The sequence below is a fragment of the Pseudomonas arcuscaelestis genome, assembly GCF_016881005.1.
GTDB lineage: Bacteria > Pseudomonadota > Gammaproteobacteria > Pseudomonadales > Pseudomonadaceae > Aquipseudomonas > Aquipseudomonas arcuscaelestis.
Genome location: NZ_JACOPV010000013.1, coordinates 168,584 through 182,753, shown reverse-complemented (window position 1 = coordinate 182,753; position 14,170 = coordinate 168,584). Strand labels below are relative to the sequence as shown.

At 59.1% G+C, this 14,170-nt stretch carries 8 protein-coding genes; 5 read left to right on the top strand and 3 right to left on the bottom strand.

Annotation, left to right across the window (positions count from 1 at the left end):
- Nucleotides 1-4,327 (bottom strand): retention module-containing protein (locus H8F21_RS20635; RefSeq protein ID WP_203585226.1); only part of this gene is annotated, 4,327 nt, incomplete at its 3' end.
- A 516-nt stretch (nucleotides 4,328-4,843) separates the two neighbouring features.
- Here H8F21_RS20635 and H8F21_RS20630 point away from each other — a divergent pair.
- From H8F21_RS20630 to H8F21_RS20620, 3 genes are read left to right on the top strand one after another with little or no spacing between them, the layout of a single operon-like run.
- Nucleotides 4,844-6,217 (top strand): TolC family outer membrane protein, encoded by a 1,374-nt coding sequence (locus tag H8F21_RS20630; RefSeq protein WP_203475806.1) that lies wholly within the window; start codon nucleotides 4,844-4,846, stop codon nucleotides 6,215-6,217.
- A 38-nt stretch (nucleotides 6,218-6,255) separates the two neighbouring features.
- A complete protein-coding gene (locus H8F21_RS20625) occupies nucleotides 6,256-8,403 on the top strand; it encodes a type I secretion system permease/ATPase (protein ID WP_211201874.1) in 2,148 nt (715 codons plus the stop codon).
- Nucleotides 8,404-8,414: 11 nt separating this feature from the next.
- A complete protein-coding gene (locus H8F21_RS20620) occupies nucleotides 8,415-9,770 on the top strand; it encodes an HlyD family type I secretion periplasmic adaptor subunit (protein ID WP_203475808.1) in 1,356 nt (451 codons plus the stop codon).
- Nucleotides 9,771-9,833: 63 nt separating this feature from the next.
- On the opposite strand, the gene H8F21_RS20615 is transcribed toward H8F21_RS20620, so the two are convergent.
- Both H8F21_RS20615 and H8F21_RS20610 read right to left on the bottom strand, forming a co-directional pair.
- On the bottom strand, nucleotides 9,834-10,436 hold the full coding sequence (locus H8F21_RS20615; RefSeq protein ID WP_203475809.1) for a tRNA-uridine aminocarboxypropyltransferase: 603 nt from the start codon (nucleotides 10,434-10,436) through the stop codon (nucleotides 9,834-9,836).
- Between the two features lie 95 nt (nucleotides 10,437-10,531).
- On the bottom strand, nucleotides 10,532-11,425 hold the full coding sequence (locus tag H8F21_RS20610; protein WP_038996504.1) for a LysR family transcriptional regulator: 894 nt from the start codon (nucleotides 11,423-11,425) through the stop codon (nucleotides 10,532-10,534).
- 223 nt (nucleotides 11,426-11,648) lie between these two features.
- Between H8F21_RS20610 and speB the strand changes: the two genes are divergently transcribed.
- Both speB and H8F21_RS20600 read left to right on the top strand, forming a co-directional pair.
- Nucleotides 11,649-12,599 carry an agmatinase gene (gene speB, locus H8F21_RS20605; RefSeq protein ID WP_136477617.1) on the top strand — a complete coding sequence of 317 codons (951 nt, stop codon included), beginning with the start codon at nucleotides 11,649-11,651 and terminating at the stop codon, nucleotides 12,597-12,599.
- A gap of 144 nt (nucleotides 12,600-12,743) precedes the next feature.
- Nucleotides 12,744-14,123 carry a sodium:solute symporter family protein gene (locus tag H8F21_RS20600; RefSeq protein ID WP_203475810.1) on the top strand — a complete coding sequence of 460 codons (1,380 nt, stop codon included), beginning with the start codon at nucleotides 12,744-12,746 and terminating at the stop codon, nucleotides 14,121-14,123.
- Nucleotides 14,124-14,170: the final 47 nt, after the last annotated feature.

Below are 14,170 nucleotides of genomic sequence, written 5' to 3'. Positions count from 1 at the left end.
CTGGGTTCGGGCTACTGCCCTCGGTGAGGTTCTTCTCGTAGAAGGTCAACTCGCCGCCACAGATATCCAGGCCTTTGATCACCACCGGGTCGTCGATGTTGGTGACGTTGAACACCAATTTGGCGCTGCTGCTGTCGCCGTCGGCATCCTTCAAGGTGTAGGTAAAGGTCTCGATGGCAGTGCCGCCGCCGTGCAGGTTGATGAAATCCGGGGCGGCGGTATTCAGCGTGTAGGTGTAGGAGCCATCGGCAGCCAGCACCAATTTGCCGTAGGTCCCCTCGATGATTTGTGGAGTAATTGGACCGCTGGCGATACGGTCGGCGCCTTGGGTGTCGTTATCCAGCACGTTGCCGGTCAGGGTCAGGTGGGCTTCGGTCGCGGTGACGGCGTTGGTATCGTCAACCGCAAGGGGCACATCGTCGACAATATTGACGTCGACGTTGGCCTTGGCGGTGCTGCCATCGGTGTCGACTGCCACCACTTCCAGGCTTTCGAGGATGTTGTTGGCGCCATTGCCGCTCTGATGTGTGCTGGTGTTTTCCAGCGTATAGCTGGCCGTTACGACACCTGTGTTTGGATCGTAGCTGTGGATGGTGAAGCCGTTACCCATCGGCGTCGTGCCATGCTGCGGGAAGCCAGCGACCACACCGCCACTGACAATGCTCAAGCCACCAATGGTCAGCGATTGCAGGCCATCCGGGGCGATAACCGTGAAGGTGCCGCCCTTGGTCAACTCTCCTGGGTTCGGGCTACTGCCCTCGGTGAGGTTCTTCTCGTAGAAGGTCAACTCGCCGCCACAGATATCCAGGCCTTTGATCACCACTGGGTCGTCGATGTTGGTGACGTTGAACACCAATTTGGCGCTGCTGCTGTCGCCGTCGGCATCCTTCAAGGTGTAGGTAAAGGTCTCGATGGCAGTGCCGCCGCCGTGCAGGTTGATGAAATCCGGGTCGGAAGAATTCAGCGTGTAGGTGTAGGAACCATCGGCGGCCAGCACCAATTTACCGTAGGTCCCCTCGATGGTTTGCGGGGTGATCGGGCCGCTGGCGATGCGGTCAGCGCCCTGGGTGTCGTTATCCAGCACGTTGCCGGTCAGGGTCAATTGCGCTTCGGTCGCCGTGACGGTGTTGCTGTCATCGACCGCTTTCGGCGCGTCGTCGATGATGTTGACGTCGATTTTTCCAGTAGCGCTGCTGCCATCCGTGTCGGTGGCGACCACGCTGAAGCTCTCACCTAGGCTGGTGCCATTGCCTGCGGTGTGCGCCTCATTGCCCACCAAGGTATAGGTGTAAGAAACCACACCCGTGCTGGCGTTATAGCCGGTAATGGTCAACGTGTTGCCTTCCGGCGTAACAGCCGACTGTGGGAAGCCTGCCGCAGCACCGTTGGTAACCACGGCAATGCCGCCCACAGTCAGGGTTTGCAAACCGTCCGGAGCAGTCACGGTGAAGCTGCCGCCCTGGGTCAGCGCGGCGCCATCGGGGCTGCTGCCGTCGACAAGGTTTTTCTCGAAGACGGTCAGTTCACCACCTTCGACGTTCAGGCCATTGAGCGTTACCGAGTCATTGAGGTTGGTGACGTTCAGCACCAGGTTGGCGCTCGACGTGTCGCCGTCGGCATCCTTCAAGGTGTAGGTAAAGGTCTCGACGCCCGTTCCGCCGCCGTGCAGCTTGATGAAATCCGGGTCGGAAGAATTCAGCGTATAGGTGTAGGAACCATCGGCTGCTAACACCAGTTTGCCGTAGGTCCCTTCAATGGTTTGCGGAGTAATCGGACCGCTAGCGATGCGGTCGGCACCCTGGGTGTCGTTGGTGAGCACGTTGCCGGTCAGGGTCAATTGCGCTTCGGTCGCGGTGACGGTGTTGCTGTCATCGACCGCTTTCGGCGCATCGTCGATGATGTTGACGTCGATTTTTCCAGTAGCGCTGCTGCCATCCGTGTCGGTGGCGACCACGCTGAAGCTCTCACCTAGGCTGGTGCCATTGCCTGCGATGTGCGCCTCATTGCCCACCAAGGTATAGGTGTAAGAAACCACACCCGTGCTGGCGTTATAGCCGGTGATGGTCAACGTGTTGCCTTCCGGCGTAACAGCCGACTGTGGGAAGCCTGCCGCAGCACCGTTGGTGACCACAGCAATGCCGCCCACAGTCAGGGTTTGCAAACCGTCCGGAGCAGTCACGGTGAAGCTGCCGCCCTGGGTCAGCGCAGTGCCATCAGGGCTGCTGCCGTCGACAAGGTTTTTCTCGAAGACGGTCAGTTCGCCGCCTTCGACGTTCAGGCCATTGAGCGTTACCGAGTCATTGAGGTTGGTGACGTTCAGCACCAGGTTGGCGGTCGACGTGTCGCCATCGGCATCCTTCAAGGTGTAGGTAAAGGTTTCGACGCCCGTTCCGCCACCGTGCAGGTTGATGAAGTCCGGGTCGGAAGAATTTAGCGTGTAGGTGTAAGAGCCATCGGCGGCCAACACCAGTTTGCCGTAGACCCCCTCGATGGTTTGTGGGGTAATCGGACCGCTGGCGATGCGGTCGGCACCCTGGGTGTCGTTGGTGAGCACGTTGCCGGTCAGGGTCAATTGCGCTTCGGTCGCCGTGACGGTGTTGCTGTCATCGACCGCTTTCGGCGCATCGTCGATGATGTTGACGTCGATTTTTCCAGTAGCGCTGCTGCCATCCGTGTCGGTGGCGACCACGCTGAAGCTCTCACCTAGGCTGGTGCCATTGCCTGCGATGTGCGCCTCATTGCCCACCAAGGTATAGGTGTAAGAAACCACACCCGTGCTGGCGTTATAGCCGGTGATGGTCAACGTGTTGCCTTCCGGCGTGACCGCCGATTGTGGGAAGCCAGCTGCGGCACCGTTGGTGACCACAGCAATGCCGCCCACAGTCAGGGTTTGCAAACCGTCCGGAGCCGTCACGGTGAAGCTGCCGCCCTGGGTCAGCGCAGTGCCATCAGGGCTGCTGCCGTCGACAAGGTTTTTCTCGAAGACGGTCAGTTCGGCGCCTTCGACGTTCAGGCCATTGAGCGTTACCGAGTCATTGAGGTTGGTGACGTTCAGCACCAGATTGGCGCTCGACGTGTCGCCGTCGGCATCCTTCAAGGTGTAGGTAAAGGTCTCGACGCCCGTTCCACCACCGTGCAAGTTGATGAAGTCCGGGTCGGAAGAATTCAGCGTGTAGGTGTACGAGCCATCGGCTGCCAGCACCAGCTTGCCGTAGGTCCCTTCAATGGTTTGTGGGGTAATCGGACCACTGGCGATGCGGTCAGCGCCCTGGGTGTCGTTGGTGAGCACGTTGCCGGTCAAGGTCAATTGCGCTTCGGTCGCGGTGTCGGTGTTGCTGTCATCGACCGCTTTCGGCACATCATCGACGATGTTGATGTCCAGCGAGCCGCTGGCCACATCGCCATCGGTATCGCTGACAGATACGGTGATGCTCTCCCCCAGCCCATTGGTCCCAGCGCCATTGGCGTGGGACTCGGCGCCCGTCAGGGTATAGCTGTAACTGACAACACCGGTCGCGGCATCGTACCCGGTGATGGTTAGAACGTTCCCAAGCCCGGTGACAATGGATTGGCCCACGCCGGTCACCGCACCCGCAGTGACGACGTTGATACCACCGACATTCAGATTGAACACCCCATCTGCAGCCACCACGGTAAAACTGCCGTTCTGGGTGAGCGCCACTGGATCGCTGGCCGATCCTTGCGCCAAATTGGCTTCGTTAAGCGACAATTCGCCGCCGCCAACGTCCAGGCCGTCGAGAATAACCGGATGGTCTACCTCAGGAACGAGCGGCGGCGGAATGTCGTCGTTGTTGTTATTGAGCACACCGACATCCAGATCCCGGAGTTCGGCAAAACCGTTGAAGCCTGCAGTAGGGAAGCCAATGGTCGGATCAACTCGACCGGCCACCTCATTGAGCATGACAAAGGAGTGCCCGCCACCCACGGCGCCAGCAGCTCCGCCACTACCCGGACCGGCGGCAGTTGGATCAGCGTCCTGGCTCGGGTCAGCACCCGCAGCGATGGCCTGCTGGAGCTTTTCCACGTCTGTCAGTTCAGCCTGGCTAGGCGCCAGCGCTTCTGGCGCATCAACATGGGGGGCCTGATTGGCCAACAGTTGAGGCGTAAGCTCAAGGCTACTGTCACGACCCAAGGTCAATTCGGCGCCGTTTTGCAGATGAACGGCGATCGCTCCAGCGGCTCCCGTTTCCAACTGCTCGCCGGCAAACAGCCGGTCACCTTCGACAAGCGCCCGACGAGTACCGTCGTTGGCGACTGCGAAGACCTCTCCGACTACTTTGCTGACAACACCGATTAACTTGGCCATGAGCGCTCTCCTATGCTGCAGAACAGTTTTTCGCAGGAAAGCACTCTGAATCTCGCGTGGTCGGCCTGTTGCGCCTGCTTGGAGTCATTACTCGACAAGCGCTAAAGGCGAAGGCTGATTTTCAATGAAATCAACACCTTCGCGTGACAGACACACAGTGAACGTGGAATCAATCTGGCAAACCGGCAAATGCCAAAAAATTGTCGCCAAATCTGATTTTCCTCCATCCCCTCGCTACATCCGTGCCCTTTGCTGCAAAAAAAATTGAACTAATTGCCGACGCCCGAAAAATGCACCCCAGCGGGGAGTACACGGGCCGCCTGATATGAACAATGTCGTGGATTCCTTAGATCGCATAAGTTTTTTTTCGCATAACCCTTATGAAAAATTCTTCTTAGCTATCCTTATAAATGTTCTTAGCTCTCATGTTACAAGTTTGAAACGGATTGCAGTCAAAATTCCGTCATTTTTTTGACGGCAGCAATACATAAATTAGAAATCAGGGAGAAGTACCCCATGCGCGTTTTGACCCCCATCACCGGCGCGATTCTTTTGGCTATGGCCTCTGCCAATGCCCTGGCGATGTCGATTACGGAAGCTGTTCAAAGCGCCGTGGACCAACATCCTGAAATCAACGCAAGCCGTAACAGCCGGTTATCCGCAGACGAAGACGTCAACGTTGCCAAAGGTGGCTGGTACCCTCGCGTTGATCTGGTTGCAGGCTATGGTCGGCAGAAATCCGACAACACCAATACCCGCGGTTTCAACGCCGACGGCTCACGTGATCACAACAAGGAAACACTGAATTACACCCAATCGGATCTGCGCTTGCGGCAGATGTTGTTTGACGGCTTCAACACCCCGAACGAAGTCGGCCGCACTGAAGCTGTGGTCAACTCGCGCGCCTACTACACCCAGGCAACCGCCCAGAGTGTTGGCCTGCGCGCCATCGAGGTGTACCTGGAAGTGCTCAAGCGGCGCGAACTGGTGACCTTGGCCACCAACAACCTCCAGGCACACTTGCGCGTCAACGACCAGATTGGCTTGCGCAGTGAGCGTGGCGTGGGCAGCATCGCTGACCGTGATCAGTCCACGGCGCGTCGCGCTCTGGCAGAAAACAACCTGTACACCGCCGAAGTCGACCTGGCCGATGCCGAAGCCAACTTCTACAGCGTTATCGGACGCGTCCCCGATGAGCTCGAAACACCGGTCACCATCAAGGGAGAAATGCCAGCAACCCTGCCGGATGCACGCCAGGACATGCTTGAGCACAACCCCTACTTGAAGTCGGCCCAGGCCGACGTGCAAGCCGCCGAGCAGCAGTACGAAGTGGCCAAGTCGCCGTTTTATCCACGCTTGGACGCAGTGCTGGCCACCGGTGCCAACAACAACACCGCAGGCCAGGTCGGTCACGATAACAACGACTGGCAAGCCGGTGTCGAGCTCAGCTACAACCTGTTCCGCGGCGGCAGCGACAAAGCCCGCCTGCAGTCGGACGCACACAAGATCAACCAGGCAATGGACATCCGCAACAACGCGCTGCGAACCCTCAACGAGGACTTGGCGCTGTCGTGGAACGCCATGACCAACGCCCGCAAGCAAACCCCTACCGCACGTGAATACGCAGACACCACAACGCGAGTACGCGCTGCCTACCAGGACCAGTTCGGACTTGGCCAACGCACCCTGCTTGACCTGCTCGACAGTGAAAACGAGCTGTACAACGCCAACCGCCGGTACACCGAAGTGCGCTATGTCGAAGAGTTCTCGATGTACCGGGTTCTGGCCAACATGGGTGAACTGCTGAACAAACAGCGAATTTCTCTGCCCCCTGAAGCCATTGCCGCGAGTGAAGTGAGGAGCGAAGCCCGTTTGCCTGATATGCGCTAATCCTCAAACCGCTGCAGGAGTAGGCCATTGTGACCAGCATGCAACCTGCGAGCTCGGCAGCGGATCCGCGCCAGAGTTTCGATGACCCGTTACTCGATGGATTGCTGATTCTCTGCAAGCTCCATGGTTGCACGCTAAGCCGTGCCGGCCTGAGCGCCGGGCTGCCGCTGGCGCAACAGCGGCTGAGTGCTGATCTGCTGCCACGCGCTGCCGCGCGTGCCGGCTTGCAGGCACGTGTGCTGCGCCGAGAGTTGAACGCGATTTCTGCGCTCAATCTACCGGTGCTGCTGCTTCTAACGGACGGTCGTTGCGCCGTGCTGCGACGCTGGGGCGAAAATGATCAGGCGTTGATCCTGCCCAGCGAGGCTGAAGGCGGCGAGCAATGGGTAAGCCGCGAGGAACTGGCTCAGGCCTACAGCGGCGAAGTCTTGTTTGCCCGCCCCCGGCATGAACTCGAAGACCTGCGCACCCCCTTGATGCCACGGGTCAATGCCTGGTTCCGCGACACCTTGAAACTGTCTCGCTGGCTTTACAGCGATGCGGTGTTGGCCAGCCTGTTGATCAACCTGCTGGGGCTCATGGTGCCGCTGTTTGTCATGCAGACCTATGATCGGGTGGTGCCCAACCAGGCTATCTCGACCTTGTGGGTGCTGGTGGCTGGCCTGCTTATCGGCACCCTGTTCGAGCTGATCCTGCGGGTAGTGCGTGCTCATCTTTTGGACCAGGCCGGGAAAAAGACCGACCTGATTCTTTCGGCGACCTTGTTCGAGCGCATCACTGGCATGTCGATGAAAGCGCGCCCTGCCACTATTGGTGGCTTTGCTCAAAGCATCCACGACTTCCAGGGGCTGCGCGAATTTCTCACCGCGGTAACCCTTACCAGCGTCATCGACCTGCCGTTCGTGGTGCTGATGCTGGTGGTGATCGGCCTGCTGGGAGGCTGGCTGGTGGTGATCCCCCTGATCGCCTTTCCAGTGACCATTATCTTTGCCCTGCTCATCCAGGTACGCCTGCGCGATACCGTGGAAAAAAGCCTGGCCTTGGGCGCAGTACGCCAGGCCCTGCTGATCGAAACCCTCGGCGGTCTGGAAACGCTCAAAGCCTGCAGCGCCGAGAGCGAGCGTCAATACCAATGGGAAAGCACCCACGGAGCCCTGACCCGACTCGACGCCCACGCCCGCAACCTGTCGGCTCTGGCCACCAACGGCACCCTGTTCATCCAGCAGTTTTGCGGCATGGCGACGATTGTTGCCGGTGTCTACAGCATCATCGCCGGGAATCTCAGTGTCGGCGCACTGGTTGCAAGCTACATGCTCGGCAGCCGTGTATTGGCGCCGCTGGGGCAGATTGCCGGGTTGATCACGCGCTACCAGCAGGCGCAACTGACCATGCGTAGCACCGACGCCTTGATGGCCTTGCCGCAGGAACGCCAGATCGGCCAACAACCGCTGGAGCGAACCCAGTTACACGGTGCGCTTGAAGTCAGCCATGTCAGCTTCCGCTACGCCGGTCAGAACGCCCCTGCCCTCAATGCGGTAAGTTTCACCGTAAAGCCGGGTGAACGCATCGGCATCATCGGCCGTAGCGGCTCGGGCAAAAGCACCCTGGCGCGCTTGCTGATGGGCTTCTACACCCCTGATGAAGGGCAGATCCTGCTCGACAATCTCGACCTGCGCCAACTCGACATTGCCGACCTGCGCACCCAGATCGGCTACGTCGCCCATGATTTGCCACTGCTGGCCGGTAGCCTGCGCGACAACCTCACCCTCGGTGCCCGCTACATCAGCGATGCGCGCATGCTCGAAGTGGCCGAGCTGACTGGCGTCAGCGACCTGGCACGCCAGCATCCGCAAGGTTTCGACCGCCCTGTGGGTGAGCGTGGCCAGTTGCTCTCCGGCGGGCAACGCCAGGCGGTGCTGCTGGCCCGGGCAATGCTGCTGGAGCCGCCCATCATGATTCTCGACGAGCCCACCAGCCACATGGATAACGCCAGCGAAGACCAACTGCGCCAACGTCTGCATGGCTGGGTCCAGGGCAAGACCTTGCTGTTGGTTACCCACCGCACCTCGATGCTCAGTCTGGTTGACCGGCTGCTGGTCCTGGACAACGGCAAGGTCGTGGCCGACGGGCCCAAGGAGGCGGTTATCGATGCACTGCGCAAAGGCCGGGTGGGTTCGGCCATCTAGGGAGTTCAGTCATGTCTATCAGCCAAGGCTTGCGCAGTTACTTTCAGAGTTTCGGCAAGACTGCAGAGCGCGACTATATGCCGGATCTGGCCGGCGCCACGCTGCAGGATTCGCCGCGTCTGTCGCGAATCACTGTATGGCTGGCTTTCGCCTTGTTACTGACAGCCCTGACCTGGGCCTGGTTCGCGGTGCTCGACGAAGTCACCATGGGCGAAGGCAAAGCGATTCCGTCGAGCAAGATTCAGGTCATCCAGAACCTAGAAGGCGGTATTGTCACTGAAATTTTTGTTCGCGAAGGCCAGGTGGTGAACAAGGGCGATACCTTGCTGCGCCTGGACGACACCCGTTTCAAATCCAACAAGGGTGAAAGTGAAGCAGACCGCTATGCCCTGACCGCCCAGGTCGAGCGATTGTCTGCCGAAGCCGAGGGCCGCCCGTTCCAGGTGTCTGAGGAAGTACTCAACAAGGCACCTCAGGTCGCCGAGGACGAATTGTCGCTGTACCAGTCCCGGCAACGACGCCTGACCAGCGAGCAGCAGACGCTCAGTGAACAACTCCGGCAGAAAACCCAGGAACTGGCAGAGTTTCGTTCCAAGGCCGAACAATACCGCTCGGCGCTGGCCCTGCTGCAACAGGAACTGAATATGTCCACGCCCCTGGTGGGCACTGGCGCCATTTCACCCGTGGAGATTCTTCGCCTTAAACGTAGCACCGTGGAAGCCCGTGGCTCGCTGAACGCGACCACGCTGGCCATTCCCCGCGCAGAGGCTGCGGTTGCGGAAATGAAAAGCAAAATTGAAGAGTCGGAAGCAGCTTTTCGCTCGGAAGCGGCCAAGGAACTCAACGAAAAACGCACCGACCTGTCGAAAATTACCGCTTCAAGCATCGCCATTGATGACCGCGTCTCGCGTACTACTGTGGTCTCGCCAGTGCATGGCATCATCAAACTGCTCAAGATCAACACCATCGGTGGCGTCGTGCAGCCGGGCAGCGATCTGGTAGAGATCGTGCCCCTGGAGGACAACCTGCTGATCGAGGCGAAGGTACGCCCACAGGACGTTGCCTTCCTGCACCCGGGACAACAGGCAATGGTCAAGTTCAGCGCCTATGACTACACCATCTATGGCGGGCTTAAGGCCAAGCTGGAACTGATCAGCGCCGATACCGTGACTGATGACAAGGGCAACTCCTTCTACCTGATCCAGGTGCGCACCGACAAAAACCACCTGGGCGGCGACAGCAAACCCTTGTTGATCATTCCCGGGATGACGGCCACTGTGGACATCATCACGGGACACAAGAGCGTGCTCGACTACCTGCTCAAACCGGTGCTCAAGGCACGAACCGAAGCCATGCGCGAACGCTAAGGCTGTGGTGGAGCAACTGTCTTTTGTGGCCGCAGTACTGCTACTCGCGGGGCAATCGCACCCTTACTGCTTGAGGTGATTGCGCTGGTACGTCTCTGCACCCATTGCCGCAATCTGCCCCTCGATCAGGGCCTCGAACGGCTTGAGCAGCGCATCGAAACAGGCCGGAGCCTCAAGTACATTCAAGGCCTGTACTACTGCCTCCAATGTCGAAAGCGCACCGTCTGCCGGCGCTTTGCGCAAGCGGTAGCGCGAAGGTTGGACCCCGGCCAATGTCACCCGTGGCAGCGTCGCCAGTTGTGGATTGAGGTGCAAAAGCTTGCTTGCCTTACGCCATGTGCCATCGGGTACAACCAGTAACCACGGACGTTGATCGGCGATATCGGTATAGGCCATCAAAGGCTGCGCATCGTCACCCGGAAACAGCAACCCACTGCGGTATCCCGGTACGTCGATCAACTCGGCCAGATCTTCGAACACCTCCCCCACCCGCAAGTGAGCATTACGCAACCCAAGTGCTGCCAGTTTCGCCGTATTGAGAGCGTGACGCACTTCACTGGGATGCTGCAGCACCAGCACACGCGTGCGGCTGTCGAGCGACGGAATCAACGCGCAAAGGCAATGGGTCTGGGGGCGCAGGCAGCGCTCGCAGTGAATTCTGGACATCGGGTTCTCCTGAGCCGACAAAGTGTGCCAGCAGTCCCGGTAAAAACCCACTTCCCTGTAGAGAAACGAAGATCTTCAGCGATTGAAGCGCTCGGTCACGCCGGGGTCAACTGTGCCTTGAGCAAATCGCGGAAGGTCTGGATCAAGGGTTCCCGGCTGCGCCCCCGTCGAATGATCATGGAAAAAGGCGCCTGATAACCGAACGTCGCGGGTGACAATACGCGCAAATCACCCTTGTCGGCCCACGCCTGGGCGTAATGCTCGGGTAAATAACCGATGTAGGCGCCGGATAACACCAGGATCAGTTGCGCCTCCATGCTTTCCACCGTTGCAGCACTGTGCTTGAAGCCATGGCGCGCGAGTTCCGCCTGGCTCCAGTAGCCGCGCCCGACCATACGCTGCTGGGTAATCACCTGTTCGGGAATGCGCCGCTCGTTGAACAGCGGGTGACGGTTGCTGCAGTACAACCAGTGTTGTTCGCGGTACAACGGTTGATAGACCAGCCCGCTCATGCGTGTGGAGAACGCGCCGATCGCAAGATCCAGGCGGTTGTCCTGGACGCCCAGTTGCAGCTCATAGGGGCTGGACACTGACAGGTGCAAATGCACCGCGGGATGTTCCTGGCTATAGGCACCGATGGCCTCAGCCAACGGCAAGGCCCGATCGCCTACCGTCGAGTCGATAACCCCCAGGTTCAGCGTGCCGCGCAGTTCACCCTTGAGGGCTGCGGCGTACTGCTCGAACCCATCCATTTCTGCCAGCAGGCGCAAGGTTTCCTGATGAAACAGCTCACCTTTGCTGGTCAGGCTGAAGCCTCCACGGCCGCGATGGCACAGAACAATCCCCAGCGCTGCCTCCAGTTGACTCATGTAGGTGCTGATGGCTGACGTGGACAGGTTGAGCTCGCGCTGTGCATTGGCGAAGCCTTGATGGCGCACAACACTGACAAAGATGCGCAGAAGTTTCAGGTCAGGCAGTGCAGAAGCCATGGTTGCTAGCACTCAGGAAGATGGCAGTAGGAAAAGTCTAACCAGATTACCGGCATTAGTTTAGAAAAACCTGAACTAAGTATTTGTCTGTAGCGATTCACTTTGCCCACTACCTTTTGCAGACTCTGCGGCAATGCACCTGCTTGCCAGCGTTCCAGGGTTTAAATTGCCCCGGCAAGACAGGTTCAAACAACTAGAACAATCGAACCGATGAGGCCCGACCGTGGACAAAATTCTTCACCAACCACTGGGCGGCAACGAAATGCCGCGCTTCGGCGGCATCGCCACCATGCTCCGTCTCCCTCACCTGCAAAGTGCCGAAGGCCTTGATGCCGCGTTCATCGGCATTCCCCTGGACATTGGCACTTCGCTGCGCTCCGGCACCCGCTTCGGCCCACGGCAGATCCGTGCCGAATCGGTGATGATCCGCCCCTACAACATGGCCACTGGCGCTGCCCCGTTCGATTCCCTGTCGGTTGCCGATATCGGTGACGTGGCGATCAACACCTTCAATCTGCTCGACGCTGTACGAATCATCGAAGAAGCCTACGACGAGATCCTCGAACACAACGTCATCCCCATGACCATGGGTGGCGATCACACCATCACCCTGCCGATCCTGCGGGCTATCCACAAGAAGCATGGCAAGGTTGGCCTGGTGCACATCGATGCTCACGCTGACGTCAACGACCACATGTTCGGCGAGAAAATCGCCCATGGCACCACCTTCCGCCGCGCCGTCGAAGAAGGCCTGCTGGACTGTGATCGTGTGGTACAGATAGGCTTGCGCGCCCAGGGTTATACCGCTGAAGACTTCAACTGGAGCCGCAAGCAGGGCTTTCGTGTCGTCCAGGCCGAAGAGTGCTGGCATAAGTCCCTGGCGCCACTGATGGCCGAGGTTCGCGAGAAAGTGGGCGATGGTCCGGTTTATCTGAGCTTCGACATCGACGGCATCGACCCGGCCTGGGCGCCTGGCACCGGCACCCCTGAAATCGGCGGCCTGACCACCATCCAGGCCATGGAAATCATCCGTGGTTGCCAGGGTCTGGACCTGATTGGCTGTGACCTTGTGGAAGTCTCCCCACCCTACGACACCACCGGCAATACCTCGTTGCTCGGTGCCAACCTGCTGTACGAAATGCTCTGTGTCCTGCCGGGCGTCGCTCACCGCTGATCGACAGGCACAAGGAGCTACAACCAGGCAGGAGCCATGATCGCCGGGCCGCACAAGCGGCCTGCGCAGTAGACGAATGACCGGCGCCGGGCTTGCCTGGCGCCAGGATCGATCTCACCATAATAAAGATAATCGGAGACACCCATGGCCTTAGACTTATTCGTTGTCTTGATCTATGCGGCCGGCATGCTCGGGCTGGGCTGGTACGGCATGCGCAAAGCAAAAACCCATGAAGACTACCTGGTAGCTGGACGTAACCTGGGCCCAAGCCTGTATATGGGCACCATGGCGGCTACCGTTTTGGGCGGTGCCTCGACCGTAGGCACAGTAAAACTGGGCTACGTCTACGGCATCTCGGGGTTCTGGCTGTGTGCAGCCCTGGGCCTGGGTATCATCGCGTTGAACCTGTTCCTGGCCAAACCGCTGCTGCGCTTGAAAATCTTTACCGTGACTCAGGTACTGGAGCAGCGCTACAACCCTATGGCTCGCCAAGCCAGCGCCGTGATCATGCTCGCCTATGCGCTGATGATCGCCGTGACCTCGACCCTGGCCATGGGTACCGTGCTGCAAGTGTTATTCGAATTGCCGTTCTGGACCGCGATTCTTCTGGGCGGCGGCGTCGTGGTGGTGTACTCCACTGTTGGCGGCATGTGGTCGCTGACCCTGACCGACATCGTCCAGTTCGTGATCAAGACTGTAGGCCTGATGTTTGTCCTGTTGCCGATCTGCCTGTACCGCGTGGGTGGCTGGGATGAACTGGTAGCCAAGCTGCCGGCATCAAGTTTCAGCCTGACCACCATCGGCTGGGACACCATCATCACCTACTTCCTGATCTACTTCTTTGGCATTCTGATCGGCCAGGATATCTGGCAACGGGTGTTCACTGCGCGTGACGAAAAAGTCGCCAAGCGCGCCGGTACCACTGCGGGTATCTACTGCGTAATCTACGGCCTGGTGTGTGCAACCATCGGCATGGCCGCCCATGTCCTGCTGCCGGATCTGAGCAACGCCAACAACGCCTTTGCCGCCATCGTCAAATCCGCATTGCCTGACGGCATCCGCGGCCTGGTGATTGCCGCTGCCCTGGCGGCCATGATGTCCACAGCCAGTGCTGGCCTGCTGGCAGCTTCGACCGTACTGACCGAAGACCTGCTGCCCAAGCTGCGCGGTGGCAAGCAGTCGAGCCTGGCGATCAACCGCCTGTTCACCTGCCTAACCGGTATTGCCGTACTGGGTATCGCCCTGGTAGTCGAAGACGTGATCAGTGCACTGACCCTCGCCTACAACCTGTTGGTCGGCGGTATGTTGGTACCACTGATCGGTGCAATCTACTGGAAGCGTGCGACCACTGCGGGTGCAATCACCAGTATGACCCTGGGCTTCGTCACGGCCCTGGCATTCATGATCAAAGATGGGATGGATGCCAACACGCCGATCTACTACAGCCTGTCGGTAGCATTGATCAGCTTTGTGGTAGTAAGTGTGATGTCTCGCCGTCCGGCGGGTGCGGTCAATCTGGCCTGAGCCTGACCAACGGTGGCCGTCGCATCAAGCTGATGCGGCGGCCCAAG

Coding starts and splice junctions, on each gene's coding strand:
- H8F21_RS20615 (WP_203475809.1), bottom strand. CDS start 10,436: ATGTCCAGAATTCACTGCGAGCGCTGCCTGCGCCCCCAGACCCATTGC.
- H8F21_RS20610 (WP_038996504.1), bottom strand. CDS start 11,425: ATGGCTTCTGCACTGCCTGACCTGAAACTTCTGCGCATCTTTGTCAGT.
- H8F21_RS20630 (WP_203475806.1), top strand. CDS start 4,844: ATGCGCGTTTTGACCCCCATCACCGGCGCGATTCTTTTGGCTATGGCC.
- H8F21_RS20625 (WP_211201874.1), top strand. CDS start 6,256: ATGCAACCTGCGAGCTCGGCAGCGGATCCGCGCCAGAGTTTCGATGAC.
- H8F21_RS20600 (WP_203475810.1), top strand. CDS start 12,744: ATGGCCTTAGACTTATTCGTTGTCTTGATCTATGCGGCCGGCATGCTC.
- H8F21_RS20620 (WP_203475808.1), top strand. CDS start 8,415: ATGTCTATCAGCCAAGGCTTGCGCAGTTACTTTCAGAGTTTCGGCAAG.